The sequence below is a fragment of the Paenibacillus lutimineralis genome (assembly GCF_003991425.1).
GTDB classification, from domain to species: Bacteria; Bacillota; Bacilli; order Paenibacillales; family Paenibacillaceae; genus Fontibacillus; species Fontibacillus lutimineralis.
In genome coordinates, this window is sequence record NZ_CP034346.1 from 3,686,259 (window position 1) to 3,708,314 (window position 22,056).

The window sequence follows — 22,056 nt, forward strand, 5'->3', positions numbered from 1 at the left end:
ATTTATCCCTAGTCCATATTAACGATCAAACTTCCAGCCCCAGAGGTTTGGATAGCTCTCGTCCGATCGAACGGAACGAAAGAATAAGCATAATTATGCTGATAAGAGCTGCGACCAAACCCACCAATAAAGCGCTAAAAATATCTATGTTCAAAGCAAATGGATAGACAATCAGTAAGTACACCGAACAGATGAAATAGAATACCCAGCGCGCCGTAAGTGAACTGGCCAAATCATGGAGTCCTCTCATAATCAATAGATGATAGGTCCCTTTGCAGATCGAGGTCAGTATGAACAGCTGTAGCAAACCATGAACCAGTACAACGGCAAGCTCTCCGTTCGTGGTCATGCCTAGATCCACCTCGTTAAGACGGAGTCCGATCGGATGAAGTATTTGCGGCAGAGATAGCAGGCTTAATACTCCCGCTGCCCACATCCCGTTACGGAAGCCGGGTGCTTGCTGGCGCAGACTCCATAAGGCCGACATGATGATCAGATATCCGATGAAATTAGGAAGTAGATCTAAATTAGAAAGAAACCGAATATCGAATATGACGAAAAGGAGACCATAACCAATCCGGTAAAATAAAGATCTCATTCTCCGTCCCCCCTGGCAGCTGCTACTATCCTCTTTACATCACGCTCGGACAAGTCCCAATTTTGAGAAATCATAAATGAATAGACGGCACTCTTCCCATTTTCCGGCTCAAAAGTAAGTTGAATCAACAACTGATATATATCTGCGGAACCAGAGGACGCATCTATTAATGGTTGGTTTAAATGATATTTAAGAGATACTTCATCGCCTTCATGGATGGAAATCGGATATTCAGCAGCATTCAACGGAGTCTCGGCGACGGATTGATAAGAGGGCATGCCGCTCCCTGTTGGCAGCTTGCGTCCGATATCTATGAGTAATGAAAAGGAATCTCCGAGCTCATTTAGGTAGGCCGTTGAAATTCCGGTAATCTGTAATTTTTTCAAAACTAGAAAATTGTAAAGTCCCGTCCCATCCGAGGAGGCACTTGACCAATTGCTCGCAATTGTATTCTCGTGATTATCCGCAGGTAGTGTATATAACCGGATTTCGCCGATGTCCATATTATCCATGGAACCATCTGAGAAATATCCTTGTACCGTGCGAATGATCAGCGGTTCCGTGCCACCAGTCTGTTCTTCCGATGTATCCAGATCCGTTATCTGAACCATCATGGAGCCCATCGTTTGATGAGTATAGCGATTCCGTTCAGGCATTGGAGTAATCATGGCATTCGGCAGTTCAGGAATGATAATCCGGTTCAGCTTCCGCTTCTCGTGCTTATTTTCCAGATAAAATAATTCGAAGCTATACCCTGGAGCCCGAACCTCTTCAATATGATGCTTCAAAAAAATCGCCTTCGGCAATTGTGAATGATGATAATAGACGAGATTGCCTACCCAGCTTGCAGCGATTAACACTATTGCAGCAACAGCAGCAATATAGATTAGACGCTTCATCCGATGATCCTTCCAGAACATATTTTGATTCTTGATTGTTATAACGTATAGAATCCAAATTGGTTTCATGCATCAAGTATCTTAGTTGGATTCCCAGATTAAAGCCCTAGCCTTTCTACCTCCTGTACTGCCAACTCACAAATTCGATGACTCTCCAGCGCATCGCTGATCGAAATTTGAGGCTGCTTCCCCTCGCGAACACAACTTAGGAAGTGGTCTGTCATATCAACAAATCCTCTCCGGTATAAAACTGGATCCCAATCCTTGAATTTTAGAAGCTTCTCCTCACCATTAGCAAAATGAACGGTAGTATTCAAGCCATCAATTACCCATTTATTACCGGGATTCATCACCTCAAGTATTTCTTCATTTGTCCCAGAGTCGCGGTTCATCACTCCGATACATGTAAATCCATCACCTTCTAGCTGTAGCGTAATGTGATAGAGTTGTCCTTCAAGAATATAAGGTGAGACCTTCACCTGCTTCACTTCACCTGGAGCCAAATAACGCAGCGTATCAACCACATGGATAAAGTCGTCAAAAATAAACCGCCGTGCCACGTCAGGCAAGGCAATTCGATTCTTCTGCAGCACGATCATTCGCGGAGCCGCCTCACTTTTCAATGAAGCGACCATCGGTGCAAAACGCCGGTTGAAGCCTACCATGAGTAGCACTTGCTTCTCCTCCGCCAGCTTGGCAATTCTCTCGCATTCCGCATATTGATAAGAAATAGGCTTATCCACAAACACATGAATTCCGTGAGTGATCAATTGTTCAGCGATCTGGGCATGCGATTCTGTCGCTGTATGTATGAAAGCCGCCTGAATTCCGGCCGTGATTAACTGCTCCACACTTCCCGCCGTCTCGGCGATCCGATATTTAGCCTGTAGATGCTCCAAAGTCTGGGCATTTCTCGTACACAACACTAGTTCGATATCTTCTCGATCCGTCAATACCGGCAAATATGCCTTTCTGGCGATATCGCCAAGTCCAATAATGCCAATCCGCATTTTTATTTCCTCCCTCATAGGTTCTCCTATTCTATGTCTCCACTATATTCTAGGTTTTTATAGAAATCAAAGCTTGAGTCTCCTTCGTAGAAACCAGCAAGTTTTACGGCAGGCCTTTTTCATTTTGAAATATACGGGTACAATAGTATAGATTAAAGTAATTTTAAACTATAAGATTTGAAATGAAAGGAAAGACACAATTTCATGATTATTAAACCTAGGACTCGCGGATTCATCTGTACGACCGCTCATCCCGTTGGATGTGCCAAGCAGGTACAGCATCAAATTGATTATGTCTCCAAGCAACCCACCATAGATGGACCGAAAAATGTACTTGTGATCGGAGCTTCTACCGGTTATGGTTTAGCTTCGCGTGTGGTAGCAGCTTTTGGAGCCGGGGCAAACACCATAGGCGTGTATCGCCCAAGTGCGGCAACGGCTACGCGGACCGCTTCCGCAGGCTGGTACAATTCCGCGGCTTTTGAACAGGCAGCTGAAGCAGCTGGCCTGAAATCCTTCAGCGTGACAGGCGATGCCTTCACAGATGAGATCAAAGCTAAGACGGCCAAAGTCATTGCCGAGAAGCTGGGCAAAGTTGACATGGTCATTTACAGTGTTGCAACGGCACGTCGCACAGATCCACGGACTGGCGAAACCTTCAACTCCACGTTGAAGCCCATCGGTCAACCGTATACGAACAAGACGGTTAACTTCCACACAGGCGAAATCAGCTCGGTGACGTTGGAACCTGCGACAGAGCAAGAAATCGCTGATACGGTTGCTGTCATGGGCGGTGATGATTGGAAGCTGTGGATCGACACACTGGCAGAAGCTGGAGTCCTCGCTGACAATGCGGTTACGATCGCCTTCTCTTATATTGGATCCGATATCACTCAGCCCATCTACCGTGATGGTACGATTGGGCAAGCGAAGGATGATTTAGAACGTACAGCCCATGAATTGGATCAGCGCTTGAACAACATCGGAGGACATGCTTATGTCATCGTCAGCAAGGCGCTTGTGACTCAATCAAGTTCTGCAATTCCGGTTGTTCCACTCTACATGTCCACCTTATATAAAGTGATGAAGGAGAAAGGAATACACGAAGGAACGATCGAACAGATGTATCGTTTGTTCTCCGAACGGCTGTACGGCCCGGATATCGTCCCTGTTGATGAAGTAGGGCGAATCCGTATTGATGATTGGGAAATGCGCGATGATGTACAAGAAGAGGTTACGAAGCTATGGGATCTGATGAGTACTGACAACGTCTTCGATCTATCCGATCTCTCCGGCTACCGCAAGGAATTCTTCCAGCTATTCGGCTTCGAGGTAGATGGTATCAACTATGAAGCAGATGTTGATCCAGCCGTTTCTGTTCCTCATATGGAGTAGACGCATAATATAATCAGACGATGTACACAAATAGAACTAGGGTATGGATGCTTGATTTATTATTTCCGTCCTTTAGTTCTATTATTTTTATTAGGGCGGTTCCATACATTTCCGTTATAATTAGACTCAGCGGATTTGCCGCACAATATTCAATGCAGCTCCCCTGCTGCTCTTGTATCACACGCCGCTCATGTTACAATAGCTAAAGGTATTAGACGCAATTTATAATAAGGAGCTTAACAAATTACATGACGAAATCATTCCAGAAGCTGGGCATTCGTGCCGAGCTGGTACAGCAATTGCAAGAACTGGGGATCACAACACCAACTCCAATCCAGGCGGAAGCGATCCCTTATATACAAGCCGGACATGATATTATTGGCGAGGCACAGACCGGCACCGGCAAGACGCTGGCATTCATTCTGCCGATGCTTGAGTGTATCAATGTGAATAGTCCAGAGGTTCAGGGGCTGATTCTAACCCCTACCCGGGAGCTTGCCATTCAAATTACTAGTGAGCTGAAGAAGCTTGCATCTGTGGTTGGGGCACGTGTTCTTGCCGCTTATGGCGGCCAAGATGTGGAACGGCAGCTGCGTAAGCTTGAGGGCGCAATCCATATCGTTGTCGCTACACCTGGCCGATTGCTGGATCATCTGCGGCGCGGCTCGATCCATTTCGGCAAATTGAAAATGCTCGTCCTTGACGAAGCGGATCAAATGCTGCACATGGGCTTCCTTCCCGAAGTCCAGAATATTGTGGAGCAAACCCCTGTACGCCGTCAGACTCTGCTCTTCTCTGCGACGATGCCACACCAGGTTCGACAGCTAGCACAGGCTTACATGCAGAAGCCAGAGGAAGTGAAAATTCCGACCCAACAGATAACGCTCACGGAAATTTCGCAGATCGCTGTCCAAGTCACAGACCGCTCTAAATTCAAGGATCTCTGTACCCTCATCGAACAACAGCATCCTTATCTTGCAGTCGTCTTCTGCCGTACCAAACGGCGGGCCAGCAAATTGAATCAGGAGCTACAGGAGCAAGGCTACGCTTCAGACGAACTGCATGGTGATTTGTCGCAAGCGAAGCGTGAACAGGTCATGAAGAAATTCCGGGAAGCGAAGCTGCAAATACTGGTCGCTACCGATATGGCTGCACGTGGGCTTGATATTGAAGGCGTGACACATGTATTCAACTATGACATACCTGCTGATGCCGAATATTACATTCACCGCATCGGACGGACAGGCCGTGCCGGAAACACCGGGGTGGCGATCACATTTGTAACGGCCCATGATCGCGGGTCCCTGGAAGCGATCGAACGTGGCATTAAGATGACTATACCGAAGCGGCAGCTTGCCGAATCAGGACTGAGACGTATTGAAGGGTCCGCGACTACGACAGCTAGAGATTCTCGCAAGAGAAACAACGGTGCCGATAGCGCACGTTCCGGCAGAAATGCCAGTACGGGTGAATATGGTGCTGGACGCAGTGCAAAACGCGGACAATCGAGAGATGAGCGTGGCTCCAACGCCGGACGCTCAGGACGATCAAGCGAACGCGACTATTCGCGCAGCAGCCGTAGTTCTAGTCCTGGAGGCCGGGAGCCAGGACGCGCTAGCCGTGGCGAACGTCAGGATTCGGGACGCCAAGGACGCCGTGGTACTGACGGACGCAATAGCGGACAAGGCAACAGGCAAGGTAGCGGCCGCCAGAATCCGTCAGGCGGCAATCGCGGCGGCAGAGGCAGACGATAGAAGCCAAGCCCTGAACAACAACTGATGTTCTAATAATAAAAAACCGTTCCATTTGTAGATGGTCAAGCAATCTCCCATCAACGAGTGGAACGGTTTTTTTAAAATATAAAAAGGGGCTAGCCCGCTATTATCAAACAGCTAGGTTAGCCCCTTCGAAGGGTTCAGCCCAATCAACTATTATTTAGCTACTTCTTGTCCAGCGATACGTCCGAATGTAATGGCATCAGCAATCGCATTGCCGCCTAGACGGTTCGTACCATGAATGACACCTGTAACCTCACCAGCTGCGAACAAACCTGGAATCGGCTCACCTTTCTCATTCATGACTTGAGTTGTCTTGTTGATGACAAGCCCGCCCATCGTATGGTGAACGGAAGGTACAGCTTTTTCAATGTAGTAAGGACCTTTGCTCATATCATGCAAGCCTTGACGATGGTGGAAGTCTTCATCATTGCCTGCTTTAGCAAATTTATTGACGCGATCGATCGTTTCCTGCAGCGCCTTCGGATCGATTTTGAAGAATTCGGCTGCTTCTTTCAGGGTATCTGCTTTGTACAGAACGCCTTCCTTAACGAGCGCATCATATTCGTCTTTATGCACATCTACCGTCTTACTGATGTCTCCGATTTCTTGATTCCACAATTGATAAGCATAGCCGCCTTCTTGAGCCAAAATCGCTCTAGAAATAACGTCGCGACGTTCCAGCTCTTCAACAAAGCGTTTGCCGCTCTGGTTAACGAGAATCGCTCCATCAAAACGGCTGTCTGCTACGAGTGAAATAACACCTGTCACAGGGTCACAAACCGGATAAGTCTGGATGCTCTCCATATTGGTCAAGGCTGCGCCAATGTCTTGCGCCATTACGATCCCATCACCAGTCGAACCCGGTGCATCTGTAGTCATATATTTCTCATCGAACTCTGGATTGTATTGCTTTCTCATCTCAACGTTGGATCCAAAACCACCGGATGCGATGACAACGCCTTTGTTCGCATGGAATGTAATCTTATTGCCATTTGCACCTGTAGCTTCAACACCGACCACTTTGCCGCTATCATCTGTGAGTAATTTATCAGCCTTCGTGTTTGTTTTTAGATCAATTTTCATTTCGTCCAGCTTCGTTTTCAGCTTGGTAATCAGTTCTGCACCAGTATGTCCTTCTGGAATAAGCGCACGCTTCACAGAGTGACCACCAAATTGGAACAAGTTATCTTCAAGGAAATTAACCTTGATATCATTCTTCAACCATTCTGCGGCAGCCGTTGCGTTCTCTGCGAGTACGCGAACCATTTCCGGATCGCCGACATTGTCTCCGCCTTTCAGCGTATCTTCAGCGAACAGATCAACACTATCCTTGATTCCTAATTTTTCCTGAACCCATGTGTTGGCAGCGTTCATCTCACCACCAGAGATCAATGTGTTGCCGCCCACGCTTGGCATCTTCTCCAGCAGAACTACGGAAGCTCCAGCTTGCTTGGCCTCCAGCGCCGCACTGAATCCAGCGCCACCAGCCCCGATAATAACTACATCGTAAGTTTGCTCCGCTGGCTCGTCTGTCTCACTCTTCCCAGCTGCTTGCTTCGCAACCAGTGTCAGTCCGGACTTCGCGATCGCATCTTTAACTGCGTCGATATAACCCGTGCTCGTTACTGTTGAACCGCTGATAGCGTCTACCTCTGCACTGTTGGAGGCGATGATCGTATCACCGAGTTCTTTAAATACAGGTTCAGCCAGAACTTCATTTTCCTTCTGCTCGAGAACCTTAATATTCTTAATTTCATTGTTCTCAAAGGTAACCTCTACCTTAATCGTGCCATGTTTACCATCGCCTTCACCGATAGAAGTGACGATGCCATTTTGGCCAGCTCCGTTATCGGCCTCCTTGCCCTTGTTGTTCCCGCTTCCGCATGCTGCCAGCATCACGACTAAGCTAAGGATAAGAATAAGGCTCCCAATCCTCTTCATCTTCATCATTTTCTGCATTTTCCCCTTGTCTTCGCATGTTGTTAGTTGTTGGTTATTCACTTGCAGCGTTACAGTACTGTGCACTACAAAAACAAAGGATAGCACAATATTCCACATCAGTTTGTGAATGTTATCACTTTCACATACTTTGTTCACAAATTGAAGACCATGTATCTATTTCAACCTATCGCAACCAACTTCACGGTTTGGCGTATTAAATGTATAAAACTGAAAGGAAGAGGTTGATCGATATGGCGGCGAAGCTCAACAAAATCATGTCCCCCACCTTTATTTTCTTTACGTGTGTTATAGTCCTGTCCGTTGTCGTCGCTGTACTGTCAAGACCTTACTTCACAGAGCCTATCTTCTACATCAACGAGAACAAGTACAAGTTCGCGAGCGAGCAAGGCAACCAGGTCTCTTATCACAGTAAAACGGCTGCTCCCATTCAGGTCAGCATTGACGGTCATGAGCGTACGGTAATTATCAATCACAAGGAATATTACATAACGAAATACAATTCTAACTACAATACAACGTATAACGTAATGTATCCGAACGGTCGTAATTACGAAGTAAGAGATCAATCCGGTTATTTATTGAGTTTCGATGAAAATGGCGATTTCGTCGTCGAGGCCTTCGCTTATGTGAACAACCAAAGAGTCATTCGAGAAGGCGAGGAGGAATTTACCCCAGCGATGCTTGTAACGGCCTCTTACCCAGAATATCATGATACTCCTGGGGCATCTGGATTTCTTTTTCTAGCATTAGCTATACTCATTTATGGATGGTGCGCCTATCGATATGAGAAATTTCAGGACATTATGTTTAACCTCTCACCTCAAAGACTTTGGGTGAACAACCCTGAACCTAGTGACTTTTATTATTTCATGTGCAAAGTTGGCGGAATTTTCTGCATGGCCTTTGCCGTCTGGGTTGCCCTCCAAGCATTCTGATCTGAGACTTATGAACGTTCTAATAAATCTATGATTTGCATTAAACTAGATACCGTATATGTGCTTTTAGGTAAATCTGGTTCAGGTATGCTTCCCTTAGGATTAAACCACACGCTATCGATTCCGACGTTATTGGCTCCCTGAATATCCGATGTTAATCGATCACCTATCATTAGGAATTCTTCCGTCCGGCTTGTCTGCAAAGCATCGAAAATATGGTTAAAGAAATAAGGGCTCGGTTTTTCATAACCAATCTCTTCGGAAATAAATAGTTGTTCAAAATATCCGTGCAGCTTGGCATCTTCTAATCTTTTTCTTTGGGTCTTTCCTACACCGTTTGTTCCAACATATAACTTACAATCTAGCTTACTGAGGCTATTGAGCAATTCCTCTGCTTGAGCAATGGTCTTATGTCCTTCATTTAAATGCTCACGGTACATTGCTTCAACCTTTGCGCCATTTTCATCTATAGAGAACTCCTGCAAAAAAAGTGAAAAACGCGTTGTCAGCACCTCATCCCGAGAGATCAGGCCTTCCTCTAATTGATGCCACAATCCATCATTAATGCGCTTGTAACATGCAATGGTTTGTTCGTTATAAGGTAATTTGAATTGCGTAATAATTTGTTTTAATGCCTTTTCCTCTGAATCTTGAAAATCAAGAATCGTATCATCTAAGTCAAAAATTATATGTTTGTATTTGTTCATGATCTATACACCCCTTGGTAGTAATATATCCAAATTAAGAGAGAATCGCCCATCCATAACTTACCTGCCCTATTCTCCTTCCAGACATGTTAGAATGAAATTGCGAAAAGTTACAACATTGTAACCGGGATGTCATTTTTGAATTCCGTCGCGAACTCAATACGATAACTTGGAGGGAATCAAGAATATGACCCATAAGAATCTGAAAACTCTATTCACAGGAAGTATGGCAGTAGCTGTTATTGCTGCTGGAGTAATTTTACCACAAGGAGGAAAAGCGGAAGCAGCCTCTGCTTCTAATATAGATTGCAATCAACCAACACAGCAGGTTCAAAAGGTTCAGCAAAAATGGGTGCAATTGAACTGGAATGGTAACTTGGACGATTTGAAATCTCTACTATCTCAGCTTCCTAATCTTGATCTGTCTAACCTGCCGGAGATTCAAAAACCAACAACTCCGAGCGAGAAACCAAGTAACCCAGAACAAAAGCCATCGACAGGATCGGACTCATCTAATAACAATAATAACGAAACGCCAACAAAACCGACTACACCTACAACACCAACAAAGCCGACAACGCCAACAACACCTACAAAACCAACAGCACCAAGCGATAATAACAATGGCACATCCGGTCAAACGGACAATGCTTCCTTCGCACAGCAAGTGGTGAATCTGGTCAATCAGGAGCGCAGCAAAGCCGGTCTTAAGCCGCTTACAGTTCAAGATAATCTGACTAAAGTAGCTGCAGCGAAAGCAGCGGATATGCGCCAGAACAATTATTTTGACCACCAATCGCCAACCTACGGTTCTCCATTCGATATGATGAAGCAGTTTGGAGTAAGCTATAGCTACGCAGGTGAGAATATCGCGAAAGGTCAACGTACCCCTGCTGAAGTCATGAACGCTTGGATGAACAGTGAAGGCCACCGTCAAAATATTATGAGTCCAAACTTCACCAAGATTGGTGTGGCTTATGATAACGGCTACTGGGTTCAAGAATTTATCGGCTAGTAAAGGTAATTCAAAAAGTCCGCTTTTGATCACGAAGTGAATCAAGAAGTGGCATCGGCATCGAATCTTGAATTCAGCCGGGTCTAAGCAGATGCTTACGAAGTTATGTTTCCTACGGAAACATCTCAGGTGCTCACGTACAAACTACGTACGCTCTGCTCCTCAGACCCTAGCTTCATCCAACTGAAGCGTTTCGAAGAAACGCACATCGGAAGCATAAGCTTCGGTTCTGAAAACCGGAGTTTTGAATCTACTAATGATAAAAAGCTACACGCATAAATTCAGAAATACTACAAATCCTAGGTACCAAGAAGGTGCCTAGGATTTGTATTTATCTACTCCTCTTGTTGTTCTGAGCTTGTATACATCGACCTCTTCATCTCAATACAGAATCGGTAATCTCCTTGCTGATGATCCAGCCAAATCCGGCCACCATGCAGTTCGACAATATTTCTCGCGATCGATAAGCCTAGTCCATAGCCGGGTGGCATATACATATCATTCTGCTTAGGCTCCATCCTGTAGAACCGTTGAAATAGCAGTTCTTCCTGCTCTTTAGTAATCGGTTGACCTTGATTCTCTACCGATAGCTGTACATACTTCTCACCTGTAACCAGGCTGATCTTCACTTCGCCAGGCACCAGTGAGAACTTCGTGGCATTCATTAGCAGATTATCTATGGCTCGGACCATTTGCTCGACATCCATACTCATTATGACTGGATCGGGGCTTAGCTCCTGAATCAAAGTAATTCCTTGTTCTCTCGCAACCGGTTCAAATTCCGAGACCATTTGCTCAATTAGACTATGAAAGTCTACCTCCTGGAGATTCAACTGAACATCGCCATGGGATAGACGTGTATATTCAAACAGATCATCAATCAACTTCTTGAGCTGCTGGGTTTTGTTGAACGCATTGTTAATATAGCGCGCCTCTTCCTGCTCATCCTGAAACGCCTGCTTCTTGAGCAAATCCAGATATCCAATAATACTAGTCAACGGAGTTCTCAAATCATGCGATACACTTGTAATTAAATCCATCCGTGAGATCTCCAGCTGCCGTTCACGTTCTACTTGCTCTTGTAATTGCTGAGCCATATGATTTACGTTCTGGGAGACGATTCCCAATTCATCCTGCCTCGATACGGGAAGCCTGTAATTCAAATCCCCGCTTGCTATGACCATCAATCCATTCGCGACTTGCCAGATGGATCTAACGATAGAACGAGTGAGGATAGTAAAGCAAACGATAAATATAACTATAAATAATATAAGACTTGTTAAGGTATTCGGGAATAGGGATATCACAAATGTTGTGACAATGAAGCTCAGAAAAATCGCCCAAATCAATTGGGTACGAATACTTTTCTTACCGCTGACAACCACCCAAATTTTATTTATCAATACGATACCCCACTCCCCATACCGTTTTAATATATTGAGGATTTCTTGGGTTGGCTTCAATCTTCTCGCGAAGGTTGCGGATATGGACCATAACTGTATTTTGGGAGTAATACGCGTGTTGCTCTTTCCACACCTTCTGATAAATCTTATCGATGTTAAACACTTGCCCGCGATGGCTAGCGAGCAGTTCCAGGATCGCGAACTCAATCGGCGTTAGGGATATCTCTCTGCCTTTGACCGTAACGCGATAATAATCCTTGTTGATCACGAGGTCATCAATACAAATCTCGCCCTCATCAACTGCCTGGTTAGACACAGCGATATAATTTTGCCGCCTTAACTGCACTTTGATTCTAGCTATTAACTCCAAAGGATTGAATGGCTTGGTCATGTAATCATCCCCGCCCATGGAGAGGCCGGTGATTTTGTCAAGGTCCTCTCCTTTTGCGGATAGCATAATAATAGGAACTCCCGAGCTCTCCCTAATTTTCAAGCAAGCCGAAATGCCATCCAAATTTGGCATCATAATATCCAGAATAATCAAATGAATCTGCTCTTGCTGCAAGAGCTCCAATGCCTTCTTCCCATCTTCAGCCTGAACTACATGGTAACCTTCATTGCGGAGATAAATATGCAAAATATCGCGAATCTCCGGATCATCGTCAACAACTAAAATATTTACACTCATCATAGACCCCCCAAGGGTTACTTCAAGCCGTTGCATCATAGATGACAACGTCAGTTTATTATTCTATCCAGAATTCAGCAAGCACCGATTTTATGGATTAGTCTGCTTGTTTATGACTTTTCCCGATTTCAAGCTAACCTCCAAGCATTTTCCTGTAATGAAATAGAGTACTTCCGCAATGAAAATTGCCGCTGCAATATCTAATACATAGTGCTGTTTAACAAACAAGGTTGAAAGTACGATAGCCACAAACATGAAACTGGTAAAGAGGCGCATGAGTTTAGATAAGCCATTGCAATCCAGTGCTCCCCTCCAAATCAAGTAAGTCGTCAACACATGGATACTGGGAAAGCAATTAAAAGGATTATCTGTGAGATAAGTAAATCGCACCAGTGAATATAAAATCCCCTGCTCCGTAATCGGCGGACGAGGCACTGTCGTCTGGTAAAAGTAATATATGATATAGCAGACTATAAGTCCAAGACATAAGGCAATTAAAGTCCGATAATATGTCTTCCTGTTGTTCACTAAGATAACAATTAACATGATAATGATAAATGGGTACCAGGACAGATAAGGAATAATAAACGCAGGAACAAACGGAATCTGTGCATCAAGATCGGTCATCAGATTATTTACACGCGTACCGTCATGGTTTAAGACCATATAAAAGATGTTCAATATGGGAATTAACAGAATCCATAATAGAGGACGATACTTTATAAATTTGGAGGAAAAGGCTGGTGACATCATTGTCCCCCCCTTTTTCTGCATACATAGACAAAAGCCGGCGGAACATTAAGAGGGACAAACTTGATCTCTTCAATATCGAATCGCCCAGCCAGCTGCTTCTTCATTTGGCGAGAATATTGAAAAGCGATGAACAGTCCCCCATCCTTGAGAGAAGCTATAATCTCATCAAGCAGATGGTCCCGCGTGGTCTGTGGAAAGTTAAAAAAGGGCAGCCCGCTGATGACGCAATCAAGCTGTTCTATCTTCTCCTGATTCATGACGTATTGTAACCGACAGGCGTCCCTGTAACATCCGTATTGTGCATATTGAAATCTTAGTTCTCTGTATAGAACGGGGTCCTTCTCAAATAGCAGCACACGTGTGTCCGCTTTCACCACCGTTCGAATATACTTCGTTATAGCACCTGTTCCAGCTCCAAGTTCAGCCACACTGTTAACTTCATCCCAGGAAACCGGCTCAACCATGGCTCTAGCCAGAAATTTTGAGCTAGGCGTCACACTGCCAATCTGTCCAGGTGATCGTAGAAATTTATAGAAAAACAACGCTTTTTCTTGAATTAATTCACCAACACTTGAAATCATTTATCGTCTCCCCTTCACCATTTTTCATCATCATAACGAAAACTTCTTCAGATCAAGCTAGGAAAAATCTGAATTAATTCTGAAGATGTGGAAGGTAAGGCGGTGGCCTGCCTGCTAAGTGTACGGAACGTGAACAGAAACAGAAACAGAAAGAACCCGAAGATCGGAATCTCGGGTTCTGTTCATATAAGCTATTACTATCTTGTATAGATACGATGGATCATAACTGCAACCTCTGCTCTAGTTGCCGACTCTAGCGGATGAATCGCTCGGCCGTCACCTAGAATAATACCTGCCTTGGCCAGTGAGGCCACACTCTCTACTGCATACTCAGTGAGCTTGGAGCTATCCCTGAATTTACTCAGATCAGCAGCGCTGCCTGCTTCGTTCATTTTACCGACCAGTTTGAGCGCTCTTGCCGTCAGCACCATCATATCCTGTCTCGATATTACCGCCTTCGGTTCGAACTTATTCCCGCCAATTCCCGTAGCAATTCCGAGCTGCTTGGCGATTCCGAGCGCCTCGTAATAATATGCGCCTGAAGCAACATCCGTGAAGTTAGCGTCGAAGTCGGCCTCCAGTCCAAGAGCTCGAACTAACAGTACTATAAAGTCTGCTCGCGAAATGTACTTACCCGGCTCAAAGGTGAACTCCGTCGTTCCCTTAATGATACCAGCACCAGCAAGTTCTTCAATCGCGTCCTTCGCCCACGAATATTTCTTCCCTACATCGCTGAAGCTCTTCTTCGCCGGTGCCGGGGTCTCAGGTTTCTTATCCGGTTCTGGCGTTACATCCGTGCCCGACCCTGGGGCTGTTGTCTTCGGCGGAGAGATCGTACCGCCGTCGTTGTTTCCTCCCGTGCTGCCACTAGGGCCTCCGCCCGACGATTGCAGCGTCATAACATATCTGATATTGCTCATCTTCGACAAATTGCCTGCGGCATCAAAAGCAACGACAAAGTATTTATAGGTTGTGCCCGCAGATAGGCCCGTGTCTCTATATTCCGTCTTTGTTGTCGTGCTTATGACTTGATCATTACGGTATACTTTGTAGCCTGTTACTCCTAAGTTATCGCTGGATGGTGTCCATTTCAAATCCACCACCGTACTGGACACCGCCTCCGCTCTTTCGATCGTCGGCTCCGTAGGTGCTTCGGTATCTACAATGGTCGGTGTCCACCAATTGCCGGATACTACTATCATGCTAAGCAAGCGCAGATTGTTGCCGAAATAGACGTCATCTTCGGTCCGCACCGCCGCATTATGATCCCACAGCTTATTTAGCCATTCCTGGTTGGAGGAATCGATCATCGCACTAACCATAAGCGGAGCAGAGAATGTGATATCTCCATATTCCTCAAGTGCCTGGGAACCATCCAGTTTGTAACCGGCCAGGATCTGATCAGGATCGCCGTTTGTCACTCCACGAATCCAACGGTTAAGTGTGTTAAGCTGGTCCTTTGCCCGCGCATCTCCTGTTACAAGATAATCGGTGCCAATCCGCCACGGCGTACGTGAAGAATTATAGCTATAATCTCCATCGTATTCCGATTCGAGGAAGTTCGGCTCTGCAGGAACGAACTTACCGTCGGATTTCAATACAAAATCAGGAAGCAAGCCAGCATCTGGACTATAGCCAGAATACAATTCATTAATCATTCCATATGTCGTATCTACGACACGATCCCATTTGCTATCGCCCGTTACATTACGGTAATCCTTCATATGCTGCAGCATGAAATCGGAAGGACGTGTGGCGGCAGCCCACTTCCCACTCGTAGCCCAATCTGCAATTCTGAGCATCCAGTCGGTCTGGTTCACTTCGTAGTCCATAATGGCGTTGATCACTTTTTTGGCCTCGACCAAGTAATTGATCTCTCCTGAACTGCCCCATTGGCTATCAGCCAGCAATAACGCATAGGCAATATCCATATCGCCATCCGTTGCCGAATCAACACCATCGACATCAACGATCGCTGTCCCCGTATCGCCTTGTTTCCAAGCCATCAGATTCGGGTTTATTTCGCTCGGATGCGCTTTGAAGTAGCGGAACAAGCCGTCGAAGTACTTCTTCGCATCCGGATCATGCCCGCCCATCAGAGCGGTGATCAGCATTCCGTAGCCATGCGCTTCCGATACCGTGGTAGCCATATAGTTCACGCCGAGCTCCTCGTCGTACTCCTCCTCAAACCAATCCCCGTCGGCATACCATACATAATATTGAGCAGGATCAGATTTTTGGAGATAAGGATGCTTTTTCAAATATTTGGCCTTCCATTCGTCATACAAGCGCTCTACCGTCTGATCCATCTGCCCTTGTGTCACATGATTCGGCTTGATCGAGCCTTGCACATAACTCGTATGCTGCGGGAAGGCTTTGTGAGGTCCCTCCCCTTCTGAAGCTTGCTTCGTCTTTACAACGATCTCATTGCTGGCCAGCGATTCAATGCCTTCGGCGTTAAAGGCCTTAACGATATAACGATAAGACGTGTCCGCCTTAAGGCCTATATCGTTATAGGATGTCGCTTCCGTCGTTCCCGCGAGCGATCCATCGCGATAGATATGGTAGCCCAACGGACTAACTGTGCCTGGAGAAGCATTCCACGTCAGATTAATCTGGAACGCCGATGCTCCTGTGCCTTCCAAACTGCTTGGCGCGGAAGGCGGCTCCTGCTCGACTGGCCCTCCTAGCGTGCTGACCTCGACTGGAGCAGAATTATCCCTTCTGCCTACGGATTTGATGATAAAATCATAATTTTTCCCCGGATTAATGCCTTCTACTGTGTAACTGTAGTCCGTCTGTCCCTCTTTAATCGTTATATACTTGCTCCAATACGTCTTGATTTTATCGTTCTTCTCGTAGATTCTGAATCCTCTAACGGGTTCCTTGCTGTTCTTAGGAGCTGTCCAGGTAAGCACTGCGTTGTTCCCCTTCAATGTAACCTTGGCTGCTTCCACCTGGTTCGGTTTGCTATCTGTCCTCTTGATCCCGTAGTGGTCGTAATCGATTAATCCGTTTCCGACGGCTTCAGCTTTCCCTTCATCTTCCACCGCTGCCGTATATGCTGTAAATTTCATCACCTGATCGGAAATCGAGACATCGGTGAACATTTTCTTCTCCGGCTGTTCGTCGACCGCGGCAAAATAATCATCATACCAGATCGGATCCCCGTTCTCATCATAGATTAACTGCGGTTCCCAATTCTCATCTAACTCGTACTGATAATTTTTATAATAGAATTTATTCCCGAAGGCATTCGACATGAGATAGACCGTGCCCTGCGGGTTGATGACATTGCCTTCCCCGTCCTTATCGAGGCTGGTCGGATCAATAATCTGATCGCCGTACATTTGGAAGGACCGCATGTACATATGATCATGTGCTTCGAACACCATATCGATGCCCAGTTCATCAAAGACCGGGATCAAATTTTTCTTGTAAAATTCAATGCGCTCGCCTTCCCATTGGGCTGAATTATCGCCTGCCGCATAAGGGGATTTATGGAAAGTAACGAACTTCCACTTCTTATCCGACTTCGCGACCGTATTTCTCATCCAGTCTACTTGGTTCCAGAACTGCTCATGCTGGTCGTCGTCCCAATTCACTGATCCATCATCATTAAGCTTGCCATCAAATTGCGAATTATAGACCATATAGAGCGCATCCCCATATTCGAAGGCATAGACAGAACCGTCATGCGTCGCTGCGACCACTTTCCGCGGCAGATTGAAATGATTGTAGAAGTTATTGTTAGGTGTCGTCTCATCCCCATCATAGTCCTGAATCTCATGACCACCGAGAACCGGTACGAACGGCACATTCAGCAGTTCATCCTGAGCTACGCCGAGCATCCACTGCCACTGTTCCTCGAGGTCGCCGTTATCGACCAAATCCCCCGCATTAATCAGAAATTTCGGATCCCCGATTAAGTCACGGGCCTTTTTGAACGTATCCGCCCATGGCTCGAAATCTTCCTTACTGGAAGCCTGCGAATCCGACCCAACGATGAAGCGGTAAGGCTGATGCTGTTCCGTATCGGTCGTGAAGGACCCAATTCCACTCCATTCCTGCCCGTTACCGACACGGAAGCGATACTTGGTACCCGGCTTCAAGTGATTAGCGGCTGCTTTGTGGCTGATGAACTTCGCTTTATGTCCTGTCGAGCGGTCGGCCTTGGACATAAATGTCTCGATCTCTTCCCCGGTACCTGTGAACTCCATCGCCTCTTGTTCTGGAAATACTCCCCCCGTCATCCTGGAAGCTTCAACGACCTGTACTTTCGTATCCGTCATGATATCTGTGTACCATGCAAAAGCGATTCCCGTCCTCGGATCAGTATTAAAGGTCATATTGATCAACTTCGGAATAAGTGGAGAATCCTGTGTCGTGAAGCTCCAGGATATATCTCTAACGAGAGGGACTCCATCTTCGGCAATGATCACTTGTCTCGGAATGGACACGGTATATGTAGCCCCATAGGTGAATTCCGGATGGTTAATGTGCAGCGTATTACCGCCGACTGCAGCTGTCGCTTCAATTCTAATGCCATTCCCGTCGATAATACTTACGGACGACTCGCTGCGGATTGAAATATTCTTATTAAACTTGACGGTTAATGGCGCATCCGCTGCAACGCTCTCTTCACCATGCTTAGGGAGGTGTGAGAGATCAATCGTAGGAATGACCGGAGTCTTCCCTGCGATCGGATCGCCAGTTACGTAAATATTTCGGATTCTACTAGAGCCTCCACCACCGATGCCTGAAGGATTATCCACCGTATTCGTTGGCAGGTTAGAATTGACAATCCAGCGGATGTATAGCAATTCTTTATCGTCCGCGCCAGCAAGCGGGAGATCCTTCAACTTGCAGGTATCATTCGGACAGTTGTAGCTGGAGCTTGTATTCATCTGGATGATGCCGTTCTCCACATCTGTCCATGTTGCTTGATCCGTACTCATCTGCAGCTTGAAATCATTAGGTCCAGAACCAGATGAGTTCTGCTCAGATGATACAGCGATATTTTCAAATCCAGCAGTAGACAACGTCAGTAGCCAATACTTCTTGCCATTGCCCTGATCCCAACCCTGGTAGCTGATCTCCTGCTTACTGCCACTATAGTTCTCGAATACACCGCCAACATGGGTCAGAATGGAGGCCGACTGATACTTCCCGCCTGTAGCAACAAACGTGCCGTTATCCCCTTCATTCTGAAAGACCCACTGCGCAATAACCTCCTGGCCGAGAGACTGGGCAACATATACAGCATCAGTCGCATTCGGTACGGAATCCAGTATTGGGACTGCGGTGACTTCACCTATTAACTCCCCAGTGTTGTCCACGATATATCCCGGTGCGACTCCCTGTGCATGGTCTACTGGCGGCCCGTCAGCAGATACGATCCCTGCCATCTGGAACAGCAGCATAAAGATTAGTAATAGAGATAGGGACCGTCGCCATTTTGGCTTGACTAGGTTCTTCATTAGCAACTCATTACCTCACTCTCCTAAAAATTAAAGCGCTTTAACTTTTGGGGCAGAAAGTATTCTTCTGATTGTGCGACTACGAGAAAACCTGCCCTTCTATTGCCCTGCCTCCCCCCTTCATCAGACATTCGCAAGTCGGCCATCGCTTATTCGCCGGATCTTGAGTTTACTATAGCGTAAGCGCTCACAAACATTCTCTACGTATTTTCTCAAAAACTTCGGTTTTCAACGTTTTCTGCTAAAATCATGAACCGCTTGCGATCTCTTATTATCCATCATGAATGTAAGCTCAAGATCATTGGCAAGTAAAATTGTGTAAAGGTTATTCAAACCAGACTCTGGCATGCTATGATCAATGTAAGCGCATTCCGTCTTTAGACATATGGAGGGATTGGAAATGGAAATAAACTTTTACGAATCAGAACTATTCTACATTAGCCGTGAAAAAAAGATCCATTCCAGCATTCCTTCCCATCATTATCATGATGCTTATGAAATTTTGTATATCATTTCTGGTGAGCTGTATTATTTCATCGGGGACCGTACCTATCAGGTTGTTAGTGGGGTCCTTCTATTGATCAATATGAATGAGGTGCATCGATTAATCAATTCCAACGGGGCCGAGTATGAGAGGGTCACCTTATTGTTCAAGAAAGAAGCTCTTCAGTCTCTGTTGCCGGAAGCGGAAGACCTTGATCTGTTTAACTACTTCCGCTCTGACTCGAATGCAGTGAAGCTACGGGGTCATGAGCAAAATTTTGTTGAAGATCTATTTGATAAAATAATCCGCGAAGATACGAGTAACTCCACGAATAAGTCTGCTTCATCAGAGCTCTATGTGAGACTAATGCTGATGGAACTGCTGATCTTCATTCAACGGAAATTCGTTAACGGGCATAACGACTATTTTATCGAATCCAACCGCACCTATCGGCAAATCTCGCAAATTATTCATCATATTCATGAAAACTATAATCAGCGCCTGACATTAGAGGATATTTCAAAAAAGTTCTACCTAAGCCTGTCCCATTTAAGTCGTACCTTCAAGGAATCAACCGGTTTCACCTTTATTGAATACGTCAACAATGTCCGGGTGAAGGAAGCCTGCACCCTGCTGAAAAGTAGCAAACTCACTGTCTCAGAAATCGCCGAGCTTGTCGGCTTCGAAAGCCAAACTCACTTCGGTCGCATCTTCAAGTCCATCGTAGGTGTTCCACCGTTAAAGTATCGGAAGATGAACTATAGTTAATAAATCTTAAAGAAGTAGACCGCCCCTATTAAGGTGTGCGATCTACTTCATTATTTGCCAGCTTGCGGCTGAACAATTCTTATTTATTCCCACGCATATATTGCGGCGGATGAACATCATCGATCAAGAGCAGACCGTCATATTGATCTCTAGCGACAAGACTCTCTGGAATCCGACCCCAGCTGTAGGTGTACCTTGGTTCGAACATCCATGAATTGCCGCGCTCATTATTGCGATACTTAAGATCAATAAATGTATAAGGTGATTGGCTGGCTTTGGACACGATCGATTCGATAGAGCCCTCTTCCAATGGAAGAACATCGTGGATCGCACCTGTATTATCTGCCGTCCGTCCGCTCACGGGATACAAGCCCAGAACATAGCTGTATTTCTTCCACTCTTCAGGCAGAAGTTCCCCCATCTGTTTCACTGGATAATAGGTTCCCATCACTTCACTATGTGCCTTCTGAATATGATCGTTATGCCCCCATACGATAAATTTCTCGTTCGGATACACTTCGGTCGCAAGCCAGATCAAGTTATCCAACATCGCTTGATCCCGCCATTCCATCGACTTCAGCAGATGTTCGGCGTAACCAGCATAATCTCCTTCTTCTAAGCTGCGATTCGATTTAATAGATATTTCTATATATTCATCGGCTACTCGAATGCGGTCCTGAAGGCTCCGCTCCAGCTGCTTCATGAGCATGGGATTAGACGGATAGAAAGCTTTGATGTGCTCCTCAGTACCTTTCGCCTTAAGTATACGAAGAGCTCCATTGTAGACGCCCATCAAGTGGTTTTTATCTTTCTGATACGCTTCCAGATCAGTTCCTCCCGCATAGGCAGCAAGCTTCTCTTCCGTCTGCTTCAATCGTTCAGCCTGTTTCGCATCTGTAAGCCACTTACCATCCATGAGCGGAAATTGTGTCTGAATATCAAAGCCTGTCAGCATAAGCGGATTCTCGCTCGTCTGCGTATCTTTTAAATAGTCAAACAATGGGAGAATCTCCTTGCTCCACCACACGCCGAAGATTGAATCCTTCATCGTCCGTTCTGCGCTCTGACTACCTGCGTTCCCGTAAGCAATAGAAGCATTGTTCAATCCACTCTCGAAGGCTAGCACATTATAACCCATTTCTTCATGAAGATACTGAATCAGTCTTGTCTTGGCCTGATTAAACTCTGCTACGCCATGCGAGCTCTCGCCGAGGAATACAATCCGCTTATCGTGAAGAAGCGGCTTAAGCATCTCAAGATCCTTGAAGCTTCCTGGCTCGATCTTTCCTTCCACCGGCTTGATTGTCTCCAAGCGATAAACATGGTCCTTGGTCCAAGCTTCCCAATCAGCCAGCGTCTCCTGGTTAGTCCGTGCTACCTGCTGCGACACGGCCTCACCCACAGGGTTCGTCTCTTGTGCATACACCGGAACTGCGCTTGCCCATAATTGTGTGCTTAATACAGTCGCTGCAATAACCCCTGCTACCTTACGTTTATTCATCTGTATCATATGAATCATCCCCTTGCGTTTATGTAATGTCCTCTGTACTTCTGTTTCTCCATTACCGTAGATCCTCTTTGCTCTTAGAAAGCACTATTT

Annotated in this window: 16 protein-coding genes and 1 pseudogene; 5 read left to right on the plus strand and 12 right to left on the minus strand. The window is 45.9% G+C overall.

Annotation, left to right across the window (positions count from 1 at the left end):
• Positions 1-25: 25 nt before the first annotated feature.
• Genes EI981_RS16245 through EI981_RS16255 form a run of 3 tightly spaced genes read right to left on the minus strand, consistent with a single transcriptional unit; the run spans position 26 to position 2,507 of the window.
• A complete protein-coding gene (locus EI981_RS16245) occupies positions 26-598 on the minus strand; it encodes a hypothetical protein (RefSeq protein WP_126999862.1) in 573 nt (190 codons plus the stop codon).
• Positions 595-1,566 carry a hypothetical protein gene (locus EI981_RS16250; RefSeq protein WP_126999864.1) on the minus strand — a complete coding sequence of 324 codons (972 nt, stop codon included), beginning with the start codon at positions 1,564-1,566 and terminating at the stop codon, positions 595-597. The genes EI981_RS16245 and EI981_RS16250 overlap by 4 nt, the downstream gene beginning before the upstream one ends.
• A 29-nt stretch (positions 1,567-1,595) precedes the next feature.
• The gene (locus EI981_RS16255; RefSeq protein WP_126999866.1) at positions 1,596-2,507 is read right to left on the minus strand and encodes a Gfo/Idh/MocA family protein; all 912 of its coding nucleotides are present in this window, start codon (positions 2,505-2,507) and stop codon (positions 1,596-1,598) included.
• Between the two features lie 204 nt (positions 2,508-2,711).
• Here EI981_RS16255 and fabV point away from each other — a divergent pair, with 204 nt between their 5' ends.
• Positions 2,712-3,902: an enoyl-ACP reductase FabV gene (fabV, locus tag EI981_RS16260; protein WP_126999868.1), complete on the plus strand. Its 1,191-nt coding sequence runs from the start codon at positions 2,712-2,714 to the stop codon at positions 3,900-3,902.
• 248 nt (positions 3,903-4,150) lie between these two features.
• On the plus strand, positions 4,151-5,656 hold the full coding sequence (locus EI981_RS16265; RefSeq protein ID WP_126999870.1) for a DEAD/DEAH box helicase: 1,506 nt from the start codon (positions 4,151-4,153) through the stop codon (positions 5,654-5,656).
• Positions 5,657-5,833: 177 nt separating this feature from the next.
• Here EI981_RS16265 and EI981_RS16270 read toward each other — a convergent pair whose 3' ends face one another.
• Positions 5,834-7,630: a flavocytochrome c gene (locus EI981_RS16270; protein ID WP_126999873.1), complete on the minus strand. Its 1,797-nt coding sequence runs from the start codon at positions 7,628-7,630 to the stop codon at positions 5,834-5,836.
• Between the two features lie 242 nt (positions 7,631-7,872).
• Here EI981_RS16270 and EI981_RS16275 point away from each other — a divergent pair, with 242 nt between their 5' ends.
• Complete coding sequence (locus tag EI981_RS16275) at positions 7,873-8,577, plus strand: DUF6199 family natural product biosynthesis protein (RefSeq protein WP_126999875.1); 705 nt, start codon at positions 7,873-7,875, stop codon at positions 8,575-8,577.
• A gap of 8 nt (positions 8,578-8,585) precedes the next feature.
• Here the strand turns inward: EI981_RS16275 and EI981_RS16280 are convergent, their stop codons facing one another.
• Positions 8,586-9,284 carry a YjjG family noncanonical pyrimidine nucleotidase gene (locus tag EI981_RS16280; RefSeq protein WP_126999877.1) on the minus strand — a complete coding sequence of 233 codons (699 nt, stop codon included), beginning with the start codon at positions 9,282-9,284 and terminating at the stop codon, positions 8,586-8,588.
• A gap of 187 nt (positions 9,285-9,471) precedes the next feature.
• Between EI981_RS16280 and EI981_RS16285 the strand changes: the two genes are divergently transcribed.
• Positions 9,472-10,299: a CAP domain-containing protein gene (locus EI981_RS16285; protein ID WP_126999878.1), complete on the plus strand. Its 828-nt coding sequence runs from the start codon at positions 9,472-9,474 to the stop codon at positions 10,297-10,299.
• A gap of 335 nt (positions 10,300-10,634) precedes the next feature.
• Here EI981_RS16285 and EI981_RS16290 read toward each other — a convergent pair whose 3' ends face one another.
• The 6 genes and pseudogenes from EI981_RS16290 to EI981_RS16310 form a co-directional block, all read right to left on the minus strand.
• Positions 10,635-11,396: a sensor histidine kinase gene (locus EI981_RS16290; RefSeq protein WP_237172625.1), complete on the minus strand. Its 762-nt coding sequence runs from the start codon at positions 11,394-11,396 to the stop codon at positions 10,635-10,637.
• A 39-nt stretch (positions 11,397-11,435) separates the two neighbouring features.
• Positions 11,436-11,483, minus strand: a pseudogene (locus EI981_RS30270) (hypothetical protein); the annotation flags it as partial.
• A 208-nt stretch (positions 11,484-11,691) separates the two neighbouring features.
• Positions 11,692-12,390, minus strand: coding sequence for a response regulator (locus EI981_RS16295; protein ID WP_418789019.1), 699 nt, complete (start codon positions 12,388-12,390; stop codon positions 11,692-11,694).
• Between the two features lie 90 nt (positions 12,391-12,480).
• Positions 12,481-13,140 (minus strand): phosphatase PAP2 family protein, encoded by a 660-nt coding sequence (locus tag EI981_RS16300; RefSeq protein WP_127004761.1) that lies wholly within the window; start codon positions 13,138-13,140, stop codon positions 12,481-12,483.
• Positions 13,140-13,721: a class I SAM-dependent methyltransferase gene (locus EI981_RS16305; RefSeq protein WP_418789070.1), complete on the minus strand. Its 582-nt coding sequence runs from the start codon at positions 13,719-13,721 to the stop codon at positions 13,140-13,142. Before EI981_RS16305 ends, EI981_RS16300 begins: the two co-directional genes overlap by 1 nt.
• A 200-nt stretch (positions 13,722-13,921) precedes the next feature.
• Positions 13,922-19,147 (minus strand): glycosyl hydrolase family 8, encoded by a 5,226-nt coding sequence (locus EI981_RS16310; RefSeq protein WP_227011463.1) that lies wholly within the window; start codon positions 19,145-19,147, stop codon positions 13,922-13,924.
• A gap of 457 nt (positions 19,148-19,604) precedes the next feature.
• On the opposite strand from EI981_RS16310, the gene EI981_RS16315 reads away from it, so the two are divergent.
• Positions 19,605-20,456, plus strand: a complete 852-nt coding sequence (locus EI981_RS16315) for an AraC family transcriptional regulator (RefSeq protein WP_162616199.1) — start codon at positions 19,605-19,607, stop codon at positions 20,454-20,456.
• A gap of 79 nt (positions 20,457-20,535) precedes the next feature.
• Here the strand turns inward: EI981_RS16315 and EI981_RS16320 are convergent, their stop codons facing one another.
• The gene (locus EI981_RS16320) at positions 20,536-21,957 is read right to left on the minus strand and encodes an erythromycin esterase family protein (protein WP_227011464.1); all 1,422 of its coding nucleotides are present in this window, start codon (positions 21,955-21,957) and stop codon (positions 20,536-20,538) included.
• Between the last annotated feature and the right edge of the window lie 99 nt (positions 21,958-22,056).

What these genes read in the sequence shown, in the direction of transcription:
- EI981_RS16245 (WP_126999862.1), bottom strand. Translation starts at nt 598, where the DNA reads ATGAGATCTTTATTTTACCGGATTGGTTATGGTCTCCTTTTCGTCATA.
- EI981_RS16250 (WP_126999864.1), bottom strand. Translation starts at nt 1,566, where the DNA reads ATGAAACCAATTTGGATTCTATACGTTATAACAATCAAGAATCAAAAT.
- EI981_RS16255 (WP_126999866.1), bottom strand. Translation starts at nt 2,507, where the DNA reads ATGCGGATTGGCATTATTGGACTTGGCGATATCGCCAGAAAGGCATAT.
- fabV (WP_126999868.1), top strand. Translation starts at nt 2,712, where the DNA reads ATGATTATTAAACCTAGGACTCGCGGATTCATCTGTACGACCGCTCAT.
- EI981_RS16265 (WP_126999870.1), top strand. Translation starts at nt 4,151, where the DNA reads ATGACGAAATCATTCCAGAAGCTGGGCATTCGTGCCGAGCTGGTACAG.
- EI981_RS16270 (WP_126999873.1), bottom strand. Translation starts at nt 7,630, where the DNA reads ATGATGAAGATGAAGAGGATTGGGAGCCTTATTCTTATCCTTAGCTTA.
- EI981_RS16275 (WP_126999875.1), top strand. Translation starts at nt 7,873, where the DNA reads ATGGCGGCGAAGCTCAACAAAATCATGTCCCCCACCTTTATTTTCTTT.
- EI981_RS16280 (WP_126999877.1), bottom strand. Translation starts at nt 9,284, where the DNA reads ATGAACAAATACAAACATATAATTTTTGACTTAGATGATACGATTCTT.
- EI981_RS16285 (WP_126999878.1), top strand. Translation starts at nt 9,472, where the DNA reads ATGACCCATAAGAATCTGAAAACTCTATTCACAGGAAGTATGGCAGTA.
- EI981_RS16290 (WP_237172625.1), bottom strand. Translation starts at nt 11,396, where the DNA reads ATGGCTCAGCAATTACAAGAGCAAGTAGAACGTGAACGGCAGCTGGAG.
- EI981_RS16295 (WP_418789019.1), bottom strand. Translation starts at nt 12,390, where the DNA reads ATGAGTGTAAATATTTTAGTTGTTGACGATGATCCGGAGATTCGCGAT.
- EI981_RS16300 (WP_127004761.1), bottom strand. Translation starts at nt 13,140, where the DNA reads ATGTCACCAGCCTTTTCCTCCAAATTTATAAAGTATCGTCCTCTATTA.
- EI981_RS16310 (WP_227011463.1), bottom strand. Translation starts at nt 19,147, where the DNA reads ATGCTGCTGTTCCAGATGGCAGGGATCGTATCTGCTGACGGGCCGCCA.
- EI981_RS16315 (WP_162616199.1), top strand. Translation starts at nt 19,605, where the DNA reads ATGGAAATAAACTTTTACGAATCAGAACTATTCTACATTAGCCGTGAA.
- EI981_RS16320 (WP_227011464.1), bottom strand. Translation starts at nt 21,957, where the DNA reads ATGAATAAACGTAAGGTAGCAGGGGTTATTGCAGCGACTGTATTAAGC.